17 protein-coding genes and 2 pseudogenes are annotated in these 18,223 nt (G+C 66.3%); 12 read left to right on the plus strand and 7 right to left on the minus strand.

The features are described 5' to 3' along the window. Positions 1–374: 374 nt before the first annotated feature. Entirely contained in the window at positions 375–635 is a 261-nt protein-coding gene (locus tag MKK88_RS19285) for a DUF6894 family protein (protein WP_244002516.1), read from the plus strand. Between the two features lie 60 nt (positions 636–695). After that, entirely contained in the window at positions 696–1,259 is a 564-nt protein-coding gene (locus MKK88_RS19290) for a chemotaxis protein CheB (protein WP_244002518.1), read from the plus strand. Between the two features lie 524 nt (positions 1,260–1,783). Here the strand turns inward: MKK88_RS19290 and MKK88_RS34115 are convergent. From MKK88_RS34115 to MKK88_RS19305, 3 genes are all read right to left on the minus strand, one after another. Continuing rightward, positions 1,784–2,620: an SGNH/GDSL hydrolase family protein gene (locus MKK88_RS34115; protein WP_313902333.1), complete on the minus strand. Its 837-nt coding sequence runs from the start codon at positions 2,618–2,620 to the stop codon at positions 1,784–1,786. Positions 2,621–2,762: 142 nt separating this feature from the next. Further along, the gene (locus MKK88_RS19300; protein ID WP_244002522.1) at positions 2,763–3,500 is read right to left on the minus strand and encodes an outer membrane protein; all 738 of its coding nucleotides are present in this window, start codon (positions 3,498–3,500) and stop codon (positions 2,763–2,765) included. 166 nt (positions 3,501–3,666) lie between these two features. Next, positions 3,667–3,996: a hypothetical protein gene (locus MKK88_RS19305; RefSeq protein ID WP_244002524.1), complete on the minus strand. Its 330-nt coding sequence runs from the start codon at positions 3,994–3,996 to the stop codon at positions 3,667–3,669. A gap of 151 nt (positions 3,997–4,147) precedes the next feature. On the opposite strand from MKK88_RS19305, the gene MKK88_RS19310 reads away from it, so the two are divergent. From MKK88_RS19310 to MKK88_RS19335, 7 genes are all read left to right on the plus strand, one after another. After that, the gene (locus tag MKK88_RS19310) at positions 4,148–5,002 is read left to right on the plus strand and encodes a DUF6502 family protein (protein WP_244002526.1); all 855 of its coding nucleotides are present in this window, start codon (positions 4,148–4,150) and stop codon (positions 5,000–5,002) included. 11 nt (positions 5,003–5,013) lie between these two features. Continuing rightward, complete coding sequence (locus tag MKK88_RS19315) at positions 5,014–6,306, plus strand: DUF5666 domain-containing protein (RefSeq protein WP_244002528.1); 1,293 nt, start codon at positions 5,014–5,016, stop codon at positions 6,304–6,306. 197 nt (positions 6,307–6,503) lie between these two features. After that, complete coding sequence (locus MKK88_RS19320; RefSeq protein ID WP_244002530.1) at positions 6,504–7,625, plus strand: hypothetical protein; 1,122 nt, start codon at positions 6,504–6,506, stop codon at positions 7,623–7,625. 22 nt (positions 7,626–7,647) lie between these two features. Further along, the gene (gene cysC, locus MKK88_RS19325; protein WP_244002532.1) at positions 7,648–8,259 is read left to right on the plus strand and encodes an adenylyl-sulfate kinase; all 612 of its coding nucleotides are present in this window, start codon (positions 7,648–7,650) and stop codon (positions 8,257–8,259) included. 224 nt (positions 8,260–8,483) lie between these two features. Then, a complete protein-coding gene (locus tag MKK88_RS33895; protein ID WP_279602415.1) occupies positions 8,484–8,609 on the plus strand; it encodes a hypothetical protein in 126 nt (41 codons plus the stop codon). Further along, a complete protein-coding gene (locus tag MKK88_RS19330) occupies positions 8,609–9,232 on the plus strand; it encodes an O-methyltransferase (protein WP_244002533.1) in 624 nt (207 codons plus the stop codon). The genes MKK88_RS33895 and MKK88_RS19330 overlap by 1 nt, the downstream gene beginning before the upstream one ends. Before the next feature lie 67 nt (positions 9,233–9,299). Next, on the plus strand, positions 9,300–10,337 hold the full coding sequence (locus MKK88_RS19335; RefSeq protein ID WP_244002535.1) for a DUF3500 domain-containing protein: 1,038 nt from the start codon (positions 9,300–9,302) through the stop codon (positions 10,335–10,337). A 556-nt stretch (positions 10,338–10,893) separates the two neighbouring features. Here the strand turns inward: MKK88_RS19335 and MKK88_RS19340 are convergent. Further along, entirely contained in the window at positions 10,894–13,506 is a 2,613-nt protein-coding gene (locus MKK88_RS19340) for an aminotransferase class I/II-fold pyridoxal phosphate-dependent enzyme (protein ID WP_244002537.1), read from the minus strand. Positions 13,507–13,859: 353 nt separating this feature from the next. On the opposite strand from MKK88_RS19340, the gene urtA reads away from it, so the two are divergent. Both urtA and MKK88_RS19350 read left to right on the plus strand, forming a co-directional pair. Beyond that, positions 13,860–15,086 (plus strand): urea ABC transporter substrate-binding protein, encoded by a 1,227-nt coding sequence (gene urtA / locus MKK88_RS19345; protein ID WP_244002539.1) that lies wholly within the window; start codon positions 13,860–13,862, stop codon positions 15,084–15,086. A gap of 342 nt (positions 15,087–15,428) precedes the next feature. Further along, positions 15,429–15,567, plus strand: a pseudogene (locus MKK88_RS19350) (DNA polymerase V); the annotation flags it as partial. Between the two features lie 287 nt (positions 15,568–15,854). Here the strand turns inward: MKK88_RS19350 and MKK88_RS19355 are convergent. Continuing rightward, positions 15,855–16,499, minus strand: coding sequence for a hypothetical protein (locus tag MKK88_RS19355; protein WP_244002541.1), 645 nt, complete (start codon positions 16,497–16,499; stop codon positions 15,855–15,857). Positions 16,500–16,877: 378 nt separating this feature from the next. On the opposite strand from MKK88_RS19355, the gene MKK88_RS19360 reads away from it, so the two are divergent. Next, a complete protein-coding gene (locus MKK88_RS19360) occupies positions 16,878–17,369 on the plus strand; it encodes a hypothetical protein (RefSeq protein ID WP_244002543.1) in 492 nt (163 codons plus the stop codon). 118 nt (positions 17,370–17,487) lie between these two features. Here the strand turns inward: MKK88_RS19360 and MKK88_RS19365 are convergent, their stop codons facing one another. Further along, on the minus strand, positions 17,488–17,850 hold the full coding sequence (locus MKK88_RS19365; RefSeq protein WP_244002545.1) for a hypothetical protein: 363 nt from the start codon (positions 17,848–17,850) through the stop codon (positions 17,488–17,490). A gap of 235 nt (positions 17,851–18,085) precedes the next feature. Continuing rightward, positions 18,086–18,223 (minus strand): annotated as a pseudogene (locus MKK88_RS19370) (IS701 family transposase); the annotation flags it as partial.

Raw genomic sequence — 18,223 nt, forward strand, 5'->3', positions numbered from 1 at the left:
GCTTCATGATCAGCGGATTGGACATTCGTACTCTCTCGCGGCTCGACCGCGCTGAGAACGAGGAACCGTGAGGCTTCCTTCCGCCATCAGTCGGACATCGGTCCGAGACCGAACAGCTGTATGTGCGGGGCAAATCCCCAATCCACATCAAGTTCCGCTTTATTACATATGTAGGTCGTTTTAGCTGAGACGGTGCAGTCGTGGAGTCCTGCTTCAATCTATTTGGCTTGCGTAGTCACGTGGCTTGCAAACCAATGTGTGTTGTAGCGCCTCCCGGTCGGACACGGCACAGGAGGGCATCGTTGGCTGATCGACCGTAGGCGCCGGCGGCTGGGTGAGGCGAGCGCTCCCGCCTGCGACCGGTGGAGGGCCTGATGCCCCGTTTCTTCATCGACACTTTCGACAGCATCATCGTCATCGATGAGGTCGGCCACGAGTTGCCGGATGAGGCTGCTGTGCGGGAGGTTGTCCGCAAGACGTTGGCCGACATGCTCGGGTCCGAGCATAGGGGACGGCCCGCTGCTCAGTACCGGGCCGAGGTTCGCGACGAAGCTCGCAAGAGCATACTGACCGCGTCTGTGCTCATCGTCATCGATAAGGCGCCGGAGCGGAAGGCGGCCGAAGCTGCCGAGTAGCTCGGACAATCGGCCAAGCGCGACTGAACCGCGCTTGCCCCGGTCGATTGTAGCAAGCAGATGGGCGCCATCATCGTCATCGCCAGCTCTGCTGGCGGCCTCAAACCGCTGAAGCGGATCGTCGAGGCTTTGCCTTCAAATCCCCGCGCCTCCGTGTTCGTCGTTCAGCACATCGGGGCGAACCCGAGCGTCCTCCCCGACATCCTTAGCCAATGCGGCAGTCTTCCGGCCTCCTTCGGGCGGCACGGGGAGGTCATCGAGCGCGGCCGTATCTACGTCGCGCCACCCAACCACCACATGCGATTGGGTTTCGGTGCAATCCTTCTCGATCAGGGGAGCAAGGTGCATTTCACCCGCCCAGCGGCCGATCCGTTGTTCGTTTCAGCCGCCGAAGCTTACGGCAAGCGCGTCGTCGGGATCGTACTCAGCGGAAGCAATTGCGACGGGGCTGAGGGCATGCGTGCGATCACGGCACGTGGTGGCCTTGGCCTCGTGCAGGATCTGGCCGAGGCCGAATGCCCCGAGATGCCCCAGGCCGCGTTGAGGCTGGATCACCCGGAGGCAACCCTCACCGCCGACCGACTGGTCGAGCGGGTCGTTGCACACTGTGCTTGCAACGATTGAGGGTCCCGTGCAGCTTGCCGCCCCCGGTACGGCTGCTTCTGGTCGTGTGCGAGCGCGATGGCAGTGTCTGCTTCCGCCAACTCCCACCCGACAGCGGACCGGCAGAAAGCCACCCAGCTCAGACGCCCCAGAAACTTTCGGCACCGGCAAGACATGGCCGAAACAGGCCGGTCCGCTTCAAAGCAGCTTTGTCGGAAAATTAGGCGGCCTTCCTACCGGACCGACCCTGCCGCCAGGGCCGTTTAAGGCCCCTCTGGCAAAACGGCCGTTCGTCTGCCGTTCGGCAAATTCGGTTCGGGGTGAAAACCGGAACCCGATATTTCACCACGAAGCGGGCGCGGAGTGCAGCGTTCCAGTAGGGCAAGCTATGCGGAACGGCACAGCTGGAACTCAGCCGTGCCGTTCGGGTAATTCAGCGTTCCGAAATTGAGCGCCTCGTGTTGGCGCCAGGACTGCTTTCGTCCGATATCAAAGCAGTGCCGAATGCGTGGCGACGATTAATGCTGGCAACGGTCTTGAGAAAGTCATCCATGCAAGCACGCTAAGGTGGGGCGGGGACGGCGCTTGCTATTGAGAACAAATCCAACAAACTGGTCGACTTCACCTGTCAACGCTGTGTAGTCGGCGAGATGTATACCGTTAGCGAAGATCCCTGATATTGCGAGACATCCGCCGGGCGCGCGGATTGCCGCAAACGGATCGAAAAAGATGTAGTCGCCCTCTGCACAGATCCGTGCAAGGCGATCCGAGAAGGCCGCTATGGCGGCAGGATCATGATTTTTCGCATTGGGACCTAGAGGGGGGATGGCGGCAACGAAGACATGCTCCGCCCACTCCTGGAGAGTTACCAGGACGCGTCGCACATCAGCTTCAAACCGTCGCCGTGTGGTGGCCCGTTCCGGATGACGGGAGCGCCTAATGTCATTGGTACCAAGGAACAGCACCACAGCGGCTGCTCGGGCCGGTGGATTGAGGCGCGCTAGCCGTGCGACGCAGCTGCGGGCGGTAAGGCCCCCGGCTGCGATGTTGATACACGGTGGCCGGCCAGCGATTTGTGGTGTGCCCATCAGTGCTGCATGCGAATTGCCGGCAAGCAGGACACTACCTTCAGCGGCGGCGGCGAGATTGGTCCGGATTTGGGACCAGTGCGCATCCGCAAGCCGGCGGACGGAGCGCCTGACTCGCCATTCTTCGACGAGCGTGTGAACCCACCGAGCGTGCATGATTATCCCGTGCCTGGGCAATCGCCTCAGCGGCTTGGTGCGAGGCGTTGAGGATGGTGTTCGTGTTGTCGGAGGAAGCCGTTCGCCGTACCGGCCGCGTTGCTGGTCGTGTCGATCTCTGCGCGACTGTGCGGGCATGTCGCGACTGACAGACCACCCAGCCGGGGGCCGACCACCATTCTGTCGGCCGAGTGGATACAGACGTGGCGGGCGTTGGGGCCTTACGGCTCCGAGAGGCCCGAGCCGTCCAGGCTAATCCAACGACGTCGTCACTCTGAGATCAGAAACGGTAGTTGAGACCGGCACGAACGACGGCAAAGCCCGCATCCTCGCGCCCCGTCCCGTAGTAGGCCGGCGTGCTGGCGCTGTAGTACGTCGCCGCTGCAGCACCACGCCCGAGGTGGAGGTAGAGCGCTTCAACCTTGGCCGAGAGTTTCTCCGTGAACGCGTACTCGATGCCGCCGCCGACCGCGTAGCCGGTCCGGGTCGTGTCGGGCAGCGTGTAAGGGTAGGCGGAGGCGTAAGCCGATCGGGACCCGCCACCGTAGGCGAGGCCGCCTGTGCCGTAGACGAGAACCCGATCGAAGGCGTAGCCGAGCCGGCCGCGCACGGTGCCGAAGTAGTCTAGGTTCGGTCGGACGTTGTAGTACGGCGTCGTGCCAAGATACGCCGCGTTGGCCTTGGCGTTCGCCAGCCCTTGGATGTCGGTCTCGAAGCCGACCACGAAGCCGGAGCCGGGCGTGAACTGGTAGTTGTACCCGATCTGGCCACCGCCACTGAATCGATCGGACCGGCTGCCACCCGTCACCAGCCCGTAGGTCGGGTCGGTGAAGCCGCCGCTCCCCGTGCGGAAGGCGTAGCCGGCATTCAGACCGGCGTAGAAGCCCGTCCAGGTGAAGACCGGCAGCGATGGCAGGGGCGGCGGTGGCACGCGGCTGGGAAGGTCCGCCGCCTGGGCGTTGATCGCGATGAAGCCAGCCGCGGCGCCGATGAGCGCGGCCCGGAAGGGTATCGTCATGAGAAGTCTCGTCTTGGAGCGGCCGGGCCGCGGAGTCAGAGGGCCAGCAGGAGCAGGCCGACGACGGTCACGGAGAGGATGAGGCAAATCGCCAGATCGAGGATCGGGCCTCCGCCGCAGGCGGACGTCGGACGCGCCGGACTGCGGCCGATCCCGGATAGAGCAATCACGCGTGCACCTGCAGCAGACTGGCCGGTGCCGCGGCCGTCCGAACGGCCCGCAAGGCGCGCTTGGGCGTAACGGCACCCGAGGGTACCGCCGCCCCGTCTGAAGGGTTGACGGGAGCGGCGGCCTGCGACGCTCCGGTTCCGCCGGCGCGGTGGACCGTATCCGCGACAGCGATCCCGAGAGCGGGCAGAGCGAGGGCGGCGACGACGCAGATGAGGCGTCGCAGCCGCAGCATGGATTTGTCATGGCCGAGGCGGCACACAGACACGTCCGCGAGTCTGATGGGCGGCAGCGCTTGCGCGACGAGGATGCGTGTTTCGAGCGTCATGCCATCAGTTCCGCCGGGTGCGTGGGAAATTTGACCACGCGGATCAGTTACGTGTGCAAAAATCCCACGTCAATCTGAAAAGCGTGGTCCTGTGTGCGTCTCCGCACGCTGTGGGATTGTCTCCCACGACACCTGCTATATCGATGAGGTCATGTCCGAGATTGCCGATACACCGCGAGATGGCGCCAGCCTACACGCGCCCCTGGCGCGGCTGCTCCGTCCGCTCGTGCGCCTGCTTGTGGCGCGCGGCATCACTTTCCCGGCCCTCACCGACTTGTTGCGTGAGCTCTACGTGAACGTCGCCGAGTACGACTTCGCCCTCGCCGGCAAGGAGCAGACGGACAGCCGCGTCTCCCTGCTCACCGGCATCCACCGCAAGGAAGTTCGGCGCCTGCGCGGGGCCGGCGCCCCGGTCAGCGCCGTGCCAGCCGTGGTCTCGCGCACGAGCCGGATCATTGCCCGCTGGACCGCCGATCCCGCCTTCACCGACTCGCAGGGCCATCCCCTGCCGCTGCCGCGGATCGCAGAGGGCAGCAGCCCCTCGTTCGAGGCCCTTGTCGCCGGCATCACCCGCGACTTGCGCCCCCGTGCGGTGCTCGACGAGTGGCTGGATCGCGGTTTGGCCTTTACGGACGACCAAGATCGGATCGTGCTGGCCGAGGCCGCCTATGTGCCCCGCGGCGACGACGCGGAAGGGTCGCAGCTCTACTATTTCGGCCGCAACCTGCACGACCACATCGCGGCTAGCACAGCCAACATCCTCGGCGAGGCGCCGCGCTTTCTGGAGCGGGCGGTGCATTACGACGGGCTCTCGGCGGAGTTGGCAGCGCGGCTGGAGGCGCGCTCCCGTGAGCTGGCGATGAAAGTCCTGACCCAGGCCAATCGCGAGGCGCACGCGGCCTGCAAGACCGATCCCGGCGGCGAGCATCGCTGGAACTTCGGCCTCTATGTCTATGCCGAGGGCGATCGCCCGGCGCCATCCGCTCAGCCCGCCGACCGGCGCTGAGGGACTGGCTCATGCGCGTCCCGCCTCACCGCCGGTCCGTCCTGCGCCTGCTTGCCGGTACGGGCCCGTCGCTGTCGGTCCTGTTCCCGGGGGTGGCCCGGCCGCAACAGGCGCCGCGCGACCAGGGCATCGGCGGTACCGGCATGATGCGCACGGACCCCTCGCCCGAACGCCCCCTCGGCGAGGGTGATCGCGGCATCGGCGGCACAGGGGTGATCGGCACGATCCGCGGGTTCGGCTCGATCGTCGTCAACGGCCTGCGTATCGCCTACCCGGCCGAGGTGGTGGTCACGGTGGATGGCGAGGCGGCCAAGGTTGGGGACTTGAGGATTGGCCAAGTGGTGCAGGCGGTCGCTGCGCGGGCTGCGGTGCGACCCGACGGCTCTGATGGCGGCCTCGTGACTGGTCGCATCGACGTGGTGACCGAGGTGGTCGGCCCGGTGGAGGCCGTGGCGCCGGGACGGCTCGTCGTCCTCGGGCAACGGGTCTTCACGGCGGGGCTAACTGGTGAATGGGCACTCGGCGGGCGAGTAGCGGTGAGCGGCCTGCGCCGGCCGGACGGTATCATAGTCGCAAGCTTGATCGAGCCGCGTAGTCCCGGTCCGGACCGGGTCGTCGGCCCAGTACGCCGTGGCGAGCGCGGGATGGCGATGATCGGTAATCTACGGTTGGAGGGGGTAGGCGTCCCCCCACCCGGTAAGCGCGTCCTCGTCGTCGGACAGTCGGCGAACGGCGACCTCAGGGTTACGAACTCGGCCTTCGCCGGATACCCGTTCCCGCCCGGCCTACGGCAGGTATCGATCGAGGCCTATGTCGGACGCGTCGGCGCCGGGATTGAGCTCGGCTCGGGGATCGCAGTGGCCGGACGGGCAGACGCCTCCATTCCACGCACGGGTAGCGTGCGCGCGGTGCTGACGGCGCGCGTGGCGCGGGACGACGGCCTCACCGTCGAGCGCCTGCGCACGGAGGACGGGGCGGCGCCGGCCGAGCCGCCGCGGGACATCCCACGCTTCGAACGCGACCATCTCGACCCACGTGGCTTGCCCGACAGTCCTCTCGACGTCGAGCCCGGCGGAGAACCGCGGGTCTTCCGGATCGACCCCCGCACTGGGTCGGACGACGCGTCGGGCGCGGGTGGTTTCAGCGATCCGAGCGGCTCCAGCGGAACAGGTGGCCAGAGCGGGAGAGGTACGCCCGGAGGCGGTGGCCCGCCGGGTGCAGGTGGTGCGGGGCCTGGAGGACCTGGTGGCCCTGGAGGTCTTGGTGGCCCCGGCGGGATGGGCGGCCCCGGGCGTCCGCGATGACCAAACGTCGGCGACGGAGATCCGAATGGCATCCCCTGATCGCCGCCCACTGGAAGGTCGGCTCATATCCGCGATCCAAGAGGCGTCGGACCGCATACCCTGAAAGCGTGCGCGAGCGCACATCACGCCGATTTGAGCAGTTGCCGTGGGCATAATTCCCACGGATACGTTGAGCCCCTTCATAGAGGCCAACGCACATGCGACGGGCGATCGTCCACATCGGCATGCCCCGCACGGGATCAACCTCGTTCCAAGAAATCCTTGCTCGGTTGCGGCCGCGCCTCGGTTCGGTCGGTCTGTGCTACCCGAAGCTTGCTCCCCCCGGCTCGCCCTCCGCGGCGGATGTGAACCACCATCTGCTCGGGCGGGCACTCGACGGCCGTGACTCGGGGCGCCTGCGCCGCGACGGTCTCGACCGCTTGTCGCGGACGCTGTCCGAGACCCGCGCCGATACGGTGATTTTGTCCTACGAGGATTTCGCCGTGCAGCGGCCAGGCTTGTGCGTGCCCAGCGTCCTAGCCGACATGTTCGCGCGGCACGGCTTCGCGATGGATGTCGCGCTCGTGGTCAAGCCGCAGGACGAACAGCTCGCTTCGGCCTACGCCCTGCGCATGCAGCTCGTCGCCGAGCCGCGGACCTTCGATGAGTTTGTGCGCCGCGAGGGTTCCTCCGGACGCTACGACTACGCGGCGCGGCTCGCGCCATGGCGCCGCGCTGCCGAAGGCCGGGTCATCGCCGTGCCGGTGCGGGACCGCCGCTCCGAAGCACCTCTGCTGGCCCGTCTCGTCGATGGCCTCGGGTTAAGCGCGCGCCTGGGACCGTTGCTGTCGCCGGGCGATCTCACCTATCGGACGAACCGCAGCGCAGGTCCGATCGCCGTCGAGGCGTCCCGCCGCCTGCACGGGCTCGGGCTGCACCGGCGGACCGCTGGGCACCCGCGGCGGCTCGGGCATCTTCTGGACGATCTGGCCCAGGCGCGCGGCCTGGACGCGGAACCGTTCCGCGGCGATGCGCGCGACGCGCTCGCCATCGTCGAGGCCGGCCACAGCCTCGCGAACGAACGGCTTGCGGCCATGTGCTGGAACCGGGGCTGGGACGCGATCGTCGCTCACGCGCCCATGCGCCCGCCGAACGAGTTGGCTGTGCGTCAGATCCCCACTGAGATCGAGGCGGAGGTCGACCGGTTGGTAACGGAGACGACGGCACGGGTCGCCTTCCGGACTCCCCCGGCGTGGCTGAGGCGGCTGGACGGTGCCGTTGAGCGGAGCGTGGAGCGCCTTGCCGACCTCGCCGGGCGACCGGCTTGGCGGGTACGCTGAGGTGGCCGCAGTGTACGGGCACATGATTGATCCCGCTCCGCAGTCCAACCTGACGCGGCATCCGCTCGCCCCACGGGAGCTGCGCTGGGCGCGGCTCGACCAACGGCCAGTGATCGCGTGGCTGACAGGCCTGCCCGGGGCGGGCAAATCCACCATCGCGGCCGCCGTGGACCGATCACTCATCGCCGCCGGCCGGCACAGTGCCGTGCTCGACGGCGACAACCTACGCCGCGGGTTGAACGCCGACCTCACGTTCACGCCCCGGGATCGGTCAGAGAACGTGCGGCGCGCCGCCGAGGTGGCGCGCCTGATGGCCGAGACCGGCACCGTGGTGATCGTCTCGCTGATCTCACCGTCCCGCTCCGACCGCGCCATGGCGCGGCGCGTGGCGGGAGACATCCCGTTTTTGGAGGTGTTCGTCGACACGCCGTTATCGATTTGCGTGCGCCGGGACCCGAAGGGGCTTTATGCGAGGGCAAGCAGAGGCCAAGTCGCCGCGTTCACCGGGGTGTCGGCCCCCTATGAGGCGCCAGAAGCCCCCGACCTCGCGCTACGTACCGAGGGGCTGACAGTGATGTGCTCAGCGGCTCCGCTGTGCGAAGCCCTGCTGCGGCTAAGCGCAAGTGCGTCCTGAAAGAGCTGACTGGTCCGTTTCGAATGAGCTTTCCTGCGCTTTCAAGACACAGTGGCTACGCCCAAATCGAGGCCGAGGGTAGTGGACACAAGTCGTACCGCATCACACTCGAGGGCGAAGCATTCCACTTCGCCAATCGTGGCCCTGCTGAAGCCCTGCTCGCCCGCATCACGTCGCCAGGAAGCGGCCACCGTCACGGTGGGCCCGCCCCCGTGACCCGCAGGATGGAGAACCTTGAGCTGGCGCTGCGCCTGCGCCTGCGCCTCACAAACGGACCGATCGACCAAGCGACGGCTGAGAGGATCGCCGCCGCCCTCGATGCAGCAGCCCTGGCCGTGGAGCGTGCCTGATGGACGAGAAGATCGCAGCGGTGCTCGACGCCTATCACCAGAGGATGGAGCAAGAGCGGGCGCAGCCCCGCGAGGCGCCTGGGGGGCGGGATGGCGGCCAGGATCAGCGCATGCGGGCCGTGGGGCCGCAGACTGGCCAGCTTCTCAACATCCTGGCGCGCAGCCTTGAGCGGCCGACCATCCTCGAACTCGGCACGTCCTTCGGCTACTCGGGCATCTGGCTGGCCGAGGCGGCACGGGCGACCGACGGTCGCCTCATCACCATGGAGGTGCACGCCTATAAGTCTGCGTTCGCCCGCGACATGGCGCAGAAGGCCGGGCTTGCCGACCACATCGACTTCCAGGTCGGCGACGCAGTCGAGATGATCCGCGCGTTGCCAGACGGCATCGACTTCGTCCTGGTCGATCTGTGGAAGGACCTCTACCTGCCGTGCTTGGAGGCGTTCTATCCCAAGCTCAATCCCGGTGCGGTCATCGTGGCCGACAACATCCGGGCGGACCGCTCCGACGTGATGGACTACGTCCAGGCCATTCGCGCCAAGCCCGACATGACGAGCGTCATGCTGCCAGTGGGACAAGGCATCGAGATCAGCCGGTACAAGGACGGAGCCGTACATGCGTAGGCGCGCCTTCCTGGCCCTGACCAGCTCCGTCGCGATGTGCGCGCTCCTTCGCGCTTCGGGAGGCAGCTTGGCGAGCCCGGCACAGGGTGCGGGCGCCGCGCAGACTCAGGCCATCGCCGCGGCGGCCACTGCTTTCCTGAACACGCTGAGCGACCAGCAACAAGTAGCGGCGCAGTTCGCGTTCGAGCCGCAACCGATGGCGACCGCTGCCCACTTCAGGGGCGGCATGCGCGGCGACGTGGACATGGTCGGCGAGCAGTATGGCCGGGCGATGTGGTCGAACTTCCCGGTCAGCGACGTGCCGCGCCCGGGTCTGCGCCTGGGCAGCCTGAGTGAGGTGCAACGTCAGGCCGTGATGGCGCTGCTGCGGGTGCTGCTGAGCGACAGGGGCTATCGCAAGGTGCTCGATATCATGGGGTCCGACCAAGCCCTGGCGGACACCGGCACGCCCTACGCCTCGGGGCGTGCGGCCTATACGCTGGCCATCTTCGGGACGCCGGGCGTCGCCGACGTATGGATGGTGCAGTTCGGCGGACATCATCTGGCGCTCAACGTCACCATGTTGGGGCAGTATGCCGTGCTGGCCCCCGTCCTGACCGGGTGTTTGCCCGCGATCTATGAGGAAGGGGGGAAGCGGGTCCGCGCGCTGGCCGCCGAGAATGACAAGGCATTCGCCCTACTCGGCACGCTCGACGCCAAGCAGCGCGGATGGGCCCTCATAGGCCACCCCGTGTCGGAACTGGCGCTGGGACCAGGCCGCGACGGCGAGATGATGCTGCCTGTCGGTGTGAAGGGCTCCACACTCGACTTACGGCAGCGCGAGATGATGTTCGATCTGATCAGCGAGTGGGCTGGCATGCTCAACGACGTTCATGCCGCGCCGCGGCTCGCGGAGATCAGGGACGGGCTGGAGGAGACCTTCTTCGCCTGGAGCGGTCCCACGACCCGCAAGCCTGACCGGAACGGCGCATCCTACTTCCGCGTCCAGGGACCGAGGCTGTTCATCGAGTTTTCACCACAAGAGCCAGGCGGCGATTTGACCATGCACGTCCACACCATCTACCGCGATCCCCGGAACGCCTACGGGCGGGCGCTGATGGCGTAGCTTCCGCGGCACGTCCGCTTCCAGCACGGAAGCCGAGGGCGGCTTTCCACCCTTAGCGGTTTCCGGACGCGGATCCGGCTTAGTTATCAGCAATGCATGCAGCTGTCGCAATGGCCGAGGCGGTCCAATAGGGCCTGCCCTTATGGAACAGTCCGAGCTACGAACCATGAGCGTTCCATCGGATGGCCTCTGGCTTTTGGAACGCAAAATCGCGAACGTCAGAGATCCGTGTGGAACTCGGTGGGACGGCCGCGGGACAGCACGGTGAAGGACTGTTTGGTCATGGCAGCGGCCGCTTCCGTACCATTAGCTCGTCCCGTAAACCGCCCTCCGATTGTTGGTGGAAGCGTCCGCTTGCGCGAAACTGTGACAGCCCACTGAATGGCCGGGATGGGCGCAATGCTGCAGCAAGAACGCAGCGGTTCGCCCATCTGGGCAAGCGCTACCATCAGCGAATATCCCCATTCGACCTCGATCAACTTAGTATTGTATGTGGGCATGCGTGTGAGAGACGATCGGCGCCAAACATTCATGGGCGTGTAACGAACAGTATGTTTCAAGCCGCACCCGTATCCGCGAGGTCCCGGTAGGGACGGAACTTGCCTTTGTCGGTCCCGCAATCCGGGCATACCCAGTTCGCCGGTAGCGCGGCGAAGGCGGTCTCGGACCGTGGAGCGTCCGAGGCTTGTTCGCCCTCGTCATAGATGAAGTAGCACCCTCGACAGATGAAGCGGCCGGACGATTCGCCCGGGCCGCGCGGCGTTGTCTCGCTCCCTCGCGGCTCGATCGCCCCGCTTAGCGAGAGTGCATCGCCGAGGACCACCTTCCCGCCCGTCTTCGCCAGCAGGTAGACGCCGAGGTCCTTGTGCCCGAAGCTCGCACGCAGGGCGGGCGGGATGTCCCGATCGCGCTGGCCGGTGCGCGGATTGACGTTCGTGGCTCCGCATCGCCCGTTGCGCCGATCGACGGTGAGCACAGCGTCACCCACCACGACGTCGTGGCCGACCCAATCGAACTCCTCCCACGGCTCCAGCCCGTCGACGTAGAAGTTCGCGCGGAACCGCAGCGGGTCGAGGCTGGTGCCCCACCGCCGCTCGAGATCCCGCACCGTGGCGAGGTTGATCAACGACAGCACGTTATCCGGCTTGTCCATGAAATGCCCACCCCGGCTGCGCACCAGCCGCGGAAGGACATCGCCGGTCCCTGCGAGCCGCCCGAAAATCTCTTCCGCTCGCGCGCGGCCCTCGGGCGTGTCGAGCGGCAGCGTGAGTGGGGCGTTACCGTCGACCTCGACGGTCATCCGCATCGTACCGAGGTCCAGTGCCGTCCTCGCCCGGGCCAGCCCCTCCTCCAGCATCAGCATCAGAAATAGGCCCTTCTTCGCCCATTTGGGGTCCTCGACGTCGACCGGCACATTCGGCCGCGTGAGGGCGAAGATCCTGTCGGACGGAAACGGGCGACCGGCCGCGAGGTCGACGCCGCGCAACGGCTCGGCGCTTAGGCCCTTGACGGGGTAGCGGTAGATGCCGGCGATGACGGCCATCCGGGTGGGATCCTTTCTGGAGGGGCGACCCGACGATGGCCGGCGCGGCCGTACCGGGTGAAGGGCCAGTCCGCGCCGTAACGATGGGGCCGGACGGTCCGACACCCCGAAGGCTACGGGCTGTCCTGCCGCTTCGGGTAGCAGCAGGTCGTCGACGAACGCGTGGTGACGGTCCAGCCGGTCGTCAACGACGTCCGAGAGGCGCGCGATCCCCTCGGCGATCTGTTCAGGCGCCGTCCCGCCGAAGCCCAGAACCACGCTCCGGCGCGACAGCGGGGAGTCCGTCGCGTCCCAAGCACCGGCCGAGCCTAAGCCGTAGATCCCGATTCGGGCCCGCCGCGCCAGAGTCTCGAAGGCTAGGGTCGGTGGAACGCCGGGGGGGAGCCGCCAGAGGACGTGCAGGCCGCCCGACGTGCCGCCGACATCGACCTGCCCAAAATGACGGGCGAGCGCGTCCAGGAGTGCGTCGCGGGACAGCCGATAGGAGGCGCGCAGGCGCGCGAGGTGTGCGGCGTAGGCCCCGTCCGCCATGAAAGCACCGAGCGCGGCCTGCTCGAGCCAAGCCGTGCCGTTGTTGAGCAGCGCCTTCGCGGCCCGGAAGGCCGGGATGAGCCGCGGCGGGACCACCATATACCCGAGCCGCAAGCCCGCCCCGAGCGTCTTCGAGAAGCTGCCGACATGGATCGTGCAGTCCGGCGCGAGCGCGGCGACCGCCGGCAGTGGCGACCCTTCGTAGCGCAGATCCCCGACGCAATCGTTCTCCAGGACGATGCTTTCGTGCCGGCGCGCCCAGACCGCCAGCGCCTCGCGCCGCTCCAGCGACAAGGCGGCCCCGGTCGGGAACTGGTGGGCGGGCGTGACGTGGACGATGTCTGCGACCACATTGCGCAAGTCCGCCGTCCGGAGCCCGTCCTGATCGACCGGTACGGCGATGACGTCCGCACCCGCGGCTTCGAAGGCAAAGACCGCGCCCTGCACCGACGGGCTCTCGACCAGGGCGGTCGCGCCCCGGCGCAGGAGGACGTGGGCGCACAGGCTCAGACCCTCCTGCGCGCCGTTGAGGATCAGAACTTGGTTGGGATCGGCCGCGATCGCCCGCGACGCGGCCAGATGGGCGCATAGAGCCGCCCGGAGACCGAATTCGCCGGCCGGGTCGCCGTAGCGTACGAGCTCTTGCGCGCCGCCCGACAGGCACGCCACCAGGTGCCGCCGCCACGCCCGCGTCGGGAAGAGGGACGGGTTGGGCCGGCCGGGGAAAAAATCGAACGTCAGGCGCTGATGGTGTTCGCCGACGAGGTTCGGGGCGCGCGGGGCGGTTCCGATGCCCCCATTGCCGTGCACCGGAGGCGCGGCGCCCAAGCGGCCGGTCAAAACGGGCGCGGCTGGTGAGCGGGCGTAGAGGCCGGAGGCGGGACGCGCCTCGGCCAAGGTCTCGAGCACCAGCGTGTCGTAGGCCCGGACGACGGTGTTGCGGGAAATTGCGAGCTGCTCGGCCAGCTTGCGCGACGAGGGTAGACGCGCCCCGGGCTGTACCAGGCCACGGCGGATGCCATCGCGCAACTGCGCTGTGAGCTGATCCGTCAACGTCTCGGGCCGGGAGCGGTCGAGGAACACGGGCAGTTGCATCGGCGGCCCCATCCAGTTGGATGTTGTCCTCCAAGCTGTAGCGGGTGTCCAGTTTGGAGCGGAGTTGCTGGGGCCAGTTGAGCTGCAAACCTCCGGCGACTGGCCTTAGTGTATCGCTCGCGGCTGGCCCCATCGGGCGGGCGTAGGCCGCTCTACATGCAACTTTTCGATGCGTTTATCGGAACCGCGGGCATTGGAAGCTCACGACTCGTGCAGGGCAGCGGCAAACCGATAGCTGGCGCCACGCCCCGACTGGACCTACGACGACGCGCCGATCCCGGCGCTCGCGCTCGCGCCGCTGGCTCGTCAGCCTGACCTTGAGGCCGCCTGCGTCGCGCCGAACGGAGTCCATCATGACAATCACGCGTCGGAGACTGGGGGCGATCGCCACGGCCCTGCTGATGTCTACCGCCTTCGCCGGCCCGAGCCGGGCAGCCGAGGACACGATCAAGATCGGTGTGCTCCATTCCCTGTCGGGCACGATGGCGATCAGCGAAACCGTGCTCAAGGACGTCATCTTGATGCAGGTCGCTGATCTCAACGCCAAAGGTGGGCTGCTGGGCCGCAAGATCGAGCCGATCGTCGTCGATCCCGCCTCGAACTGGCCGCTGTTCGCCGAGAAGGCCCGGGATCTCATCAGCCACCAAAAGGTCGCCGCTGTGTTCGGCTGCTGGACCTCTGTGTCACGCAAGTCGGTACTACCGGTCTTTGAGGAGCTGGATGGTCTGCTGTTCTACCCGCTTGAGTACGAGGGCGAGGAGCAATCGAAGAACATCTTTTACGGGAGCTCGGTCCCGGACAACAAGGCGATCCCAGCCGTCGAGTATCTGATGAGCAAGGACGGCGGGGAGACGAAGCGGTGGATCCTGGAAGGGACCGACTACGTTTATCCGCGCACCAGCAACAAGATCATCCGCGCCTTCCTGAAAGCTAAGGGCGTGGCGGACGTGGACATCCGCGAGAATTACACGCCGTTCGGATTCTCTGACTGGCAGATCGAGGTTGCGGCGATCAAGGCGTTCGGCTCGGCTGGGAAGAAGACCGCCGTGATCTCGACGGTAAACGGCGACGCCAACGTCCCGTTCTATAAGGAGCTCGGCAACCAGGGAGTGAAGGCCACCGACATCCCGGTGATGGCGTTCTCGGTGGGCGAGGAGGAACTGAAGGGCATCGACACCACGCCGCTCGTCGGTCACCTTGCGGCGTGGAGCTACTTCGAATCCGTCAAAGCACCCGAGAACGCGGCCTTCATCACCCGTTGGAAGGCTTACTCGAAAGATCCGAAGGCGGTGACGAACGACCCGATGGAGTCAGCCTACGACCTGTTCCAGCTGTGGTCACAGGCGGTGGCCAAAGCGGGCTCGACCGACGTGACCAAGGTGCGCGAGGCGATCATCGGCCTCAAGGTCCGATCGCCCGGCGGCTACGACGTAACAATGAACTCGAACCATCACCTGACGAAACCGGTCATGATTGGCGAGATCGAGGCCGGCGGGCAGTTCGACATCGTCTATGAGACCAAGCCGATCGCCCCGAAGCCGTGGAGCCCCTACCTGGCGGAGAACAAGGACAGGCACTGACCGCGCGCGCCTACGTCCGGGTGGGGAAACCGTCCGGACCCCTCTACATCGCCGATCGATCAGCTCCATGCGATCGTTATGACCGGACGGGCTTCAACCACCTTGTCGTCGCAAGGGGGCGCCATGACCACGCCATGCTGCGCAAGCTCAGCCTTACCTCGGAGACGGACGACGTCCTCATTGCCCTGGTCGGGGAACTGCCGACCGGCCGGGTGCCTGCGACGATCATAGCCGCGAGCCAATTCGCTTCTGCAAGGACTGAAGATTGCCCTGATGTGGCGTCACAGCGAGACCATCCAGCATGGCGAATGGGACAGGCCTCGCGCGACGCGGTAGCACTCGGCGGACGACTTCAGCGACGACGAGATCGACCTGCAGCGGCTGCTGATCGCAAATCGGCCGGCGACCTTCCTCGATCCGGGTAGCCGGCGGCAACATGCTCGTCGCCCGCCTGCACGACGGCGATCTCACGGTAGTGGACTGATTGCTGAACGCCGCCATCGCTAACGCCGTCCACCACGCCACCGGACGGCGCATCCGCGACGTCCCAATCCGCATCAAGAATCTCTCTGACTGCAGCCGCTGGGGTCAGCAACAGCTGGCGAGAGAGCCCGACATTAGGAAACGCTTCGTCTGCTTTGGGGAGGGCGACGAATTGCAATGAATGGCCGGGATGGGCACATTTCGGACATGGGCCTCGCACCGCGAGGTAGCTCTTCGACCGGCGACAAGTATCGAGCCGCCGCCGGCTTTGTGATATGACCGCGATCAGGCTTCGGCCGCCGCGGCGGCGTTCGGGTGCAGCAAGGCCATCTCATCGCGCCGCCGCATCAGCATAGGAAGGTCCGGCCAGTCGCGCCATTGAAGCGTGAACGTGCCGCCCGGCTTCGAGGCGACGACAACCGCCTCATACCAGCCATCCTCCTCGCCCTCGGTGATCAGCACCAAGCTGCCGATCGCGATGCCGGCCCAGCTACGTGGGTAGCGGGGATCCGCCGGGCCCGACCCGCCAAAACCGCCAGCGTCGCCGTCAGCGGGCTTCTCGGGGCTTTGCGCAGCCAACCCGATGGTGGTCGTGTCTGATCCGACCAGTCCTCCGGCGAGGGCTTGTAAGCGCTCATAGACCTCCTTAGCGACGAACGGCACGAAGGCGCGGCCTGAGCTGAAGACGCGGCCCTGTGGCAGGTCGGCGGCTGCCGAACGCTGAACGTCGTCGCACAGTACGAAGGCCCGGAACCCGATAGTCGCGGCAGCCTGCGTTGCTAGGCTCACGTCCGGGGTAGGAAACCAAGCTGCGTGAGGCTTGCCGCCTTTGTCGGCGCCGAACACGACGAGGGCCGGGATCGGCCTGGCGAGCGGGCTCTCGGCGGGGGTGAGTGCGCCTTTGGTCTTCGTAGCGGTGGCTGCGGTCATCGCGTGCTCCAGAAATGCGAAGGGGGCCTCGAATGAGACCCCCTCGGGATGGTTGCGGATGGCTGAGGCCGGTGCGGAAGGCCGGGTGGTCGCGATCCTCGAACCCGCATCAGCGTGGGTGGTGGGTGCCTCATGGCGGCCCTCGATTAAGGGCGCGAAGCAGCGACCCAGCGCCTAATTATCAGATTATATTCCTATTCGTCAAGGGGGCTGTACGCAAGGCGCGGCACGTCATGCCGCCAAGCCATTGCACTCGCTGGCCGCAGGCAGTGGCAAAGGGTTGAGGGCGATCATCTGAATTCACGCGAGGATCTGATGCGACCAACTCGTAAAAGATCAGTGGATGAACCTCAGCATCTCCAGATGATGAGTTAAAATATGCAAACAGTCAGCAATCTGAGCAAATGGCATTCTAAACGCGAGGCCGAGCTTGAGGTCATGCGCCGTGAAAGCGAGATCAACATTCTGCAGGACTCAATTACGGAGCGGATTGGTAAGCTCGCCTTGGCGATCGGTCCCTGGCAAGCTGCGGCCGAGGCGGCGGCGATGAGCAGCGTCATGTTGGAAGCCTACACGAAAGCGGGTAAGCCGAAGGCGAAGCCGATGGCAAGATTCGGCGCCTTTTTCAAACGCATCGACGGCAAGTCGCCTCGCACTGGTGTGCATGAGATCGACGCCCTACGTCGCTCGCTTTGGCGCTGTGTTCTGAAGCTAGCCGATCGGATCGAGCCTATCCCGACCATGAAGCAACTAGTTATGCGAGTCGATGAACTAATCGACACATACAGAGAAGCAGGGCCAATGGAACGCGGACCGGAAGTCATCATTACTGATTTCTTCAAGCGCGCGGATGGAACGAGCCTCATTTAAATCAAATTGTGCACTGAGGCCGCACGGATCTTACACTCTGTGCGGCCCGGTCGTCACCGACCTTCAACAGCTGGTACATGAAAGGACTTTTTTTACACCCCCTTCGGTCGCTTCAGGCTCAACGTCGTGCGGCTATCTTTCGCGTCGTCGGTGCTGCCCCACCCCGCCGCTTGTCGCGCCCGGCGGGCACTCTGGTTTTGGCCGCGCCGTAACTCAGCGTCTCCGATCCTCTCTGCGGCCGCGTGGCGTGCGCGTCGAGGAAGCGCCGGCAAGCGTCGAAGTCGATCTCAGCCTCCGGCGGGCAGCTGATGCCGCGCTGCTCGGCCAAGCTGTGTGCATAGCCGAGCATCGCTGCGCTCGGGGTCCGGCGTTCGCGGGATTGGTCGGTGTTGCCCTCCTGAGGTGCGCGCGCGCCGGCGTGGATGTCGAGAAAGGCCCGGCAGACGCTGATGCTGCTCTTGCAGCCGCGCGGCAGCTTCACGCCCTTTCTCTCGGCTAAGCTAACTGCAAACGACGCCATGGCCGGCGTCGGCGGCCGGTTGTCGGCCTGACTGGGCGGGATCAGGCTCAGATCGAGGCTGACGAAGGGCGAGTTCGCGATCGCAGCGATCAGCTCGTCGAGGCGCGCGCGTGCGCTGCCGGAAGGCGTCGGCGCGCTCGATGGCCTCGGCCCGCGTGGCCGCGCGACCGATCTCGGCCAGCTCCGCCTCGAACATCCGAACGCGCAGCGCGCAAAAGCGAGCCCGCAGCCGGCCCTTGGTGCCGCGCCGCCAGGTCACAGATCGGCCGGTCATGTCCGCGAGGATCGTCTCCGCTGCGACCGAGACCTGATCCGGGACGTGACGCTTGCGCGG

The sequence above is a fragment of the Methylobacterium sp. E-005 genome (assembly GCF_022829725.1).
GTDB lineage: Bacteria > Pseudomonadota > Alphaproteobacteria > Rhizobiales > Beijerinckiaceae > Methylobacterium.

Bases quoted from the DNA above. Each gene is read 5' to 3' on its own strand.
- MKK88_RS19310 (WP_244002526.1), top strand. From the start codon at position 4,148: ATGTCCGAGATTGCCGATACACCGCGAGATGGCGCCAGCCTACACGCG.
- MKK88_RS19340 (WP_244002537.1), bottom strand. From the start codon at position 13,506: ATGCAACTGCCCGTGTTCCTCGACCGCTCCCGGCCCGAGACGTTGACG.
- MKK88_RS19330 (WP_244002533.1), top strand. From the start codon at position 8,609: ATGGACGAGAAGATCGCAGCGGTGCTCGACGCCTATCACCAGAGGATG.
- MKK88_RS19300 (WP_244002522.1), bottom strand. From the start codon at position 3,500: ATGACGATACCCTTCCGGGCCGCGCTCATCGGCGCCGCGGCTGGCTTC.
- MKK88_RS33895 (WP_279602415.1), top strand. From the start codon at position 8,484: ATGGAGAACCTTGAGCTGGCGCTGCGCCTGCGCCTGCGCCTCACAAAC.
- cysC (WP_244002532.1), top strand. From the start codon at position 7,648: ATGATTGATCCCGCTCCGCAGTCCAACCTGACGCGGCATCCGCTCGCC.
- MKK88_RS19320 (WP_244002530.1), top strand. From the start codon at position 6,504: ATGCGACGGGCGATCGTCCACATCGGCATGCCCCGCACGGGATCAACC.
- MKK88_RS19315 (WP_244002528.1), top strand. From the start codon at position 5,014: ATGCGCGTCCCGCCTCACCGCCGGTCCGTCCTGCGCCTGCTTGCCGGT.
- MKK88_RS19290 (WP_244002518.1), top strand. From the start codon at position 696: ATGGGCGCCATCATCGTCATCGCCAGCTCTGCTGGCGGCCTCAAACCG.
- MKK88_RS34115 (WP_313902333.1), bottom strand. From the start codon at position 2,620: ATGCCCGCACAGTCGCGCAGAGATCGACACGACCAGCAACGCGGCCGG.
- MKK88_RS19305 (WP_244002524.1), bottom strand. From the start codon at position 3,996: ATGACGCTCGAAACACGCATCCTCGTCGCGCAAGCGCTGCCGCCCATC.
- urtA (WP_244002539.1), top strand. From the start codon at position 13,860: ATGACAATCACGCGTCGGAGACTGGGGGCGATCGCCACGGCCCTGCTG.
- MKK88_RS19285 (WP_244002516.1), top strand. From the start codon at position 375: ATGCCCCGTTTCTTCATCGACACTTTCGACAGCATCATCGTCATCGAT.
- MKK88_RS19355 (WP_244002541.1), bottom strand. From the start codon at position 16,499: ATGACCGCAGCCACCGCTACGAAGACCAAAGGCGCACTCACCCCCGCC.
- MKK88_RS19360 (WP_244002543.1), top strand. From the start codon at position 16,878: ATGCAAACAGTCAGCAATCTGAGCAAATGGCATTCTAAACGCGAGGCC.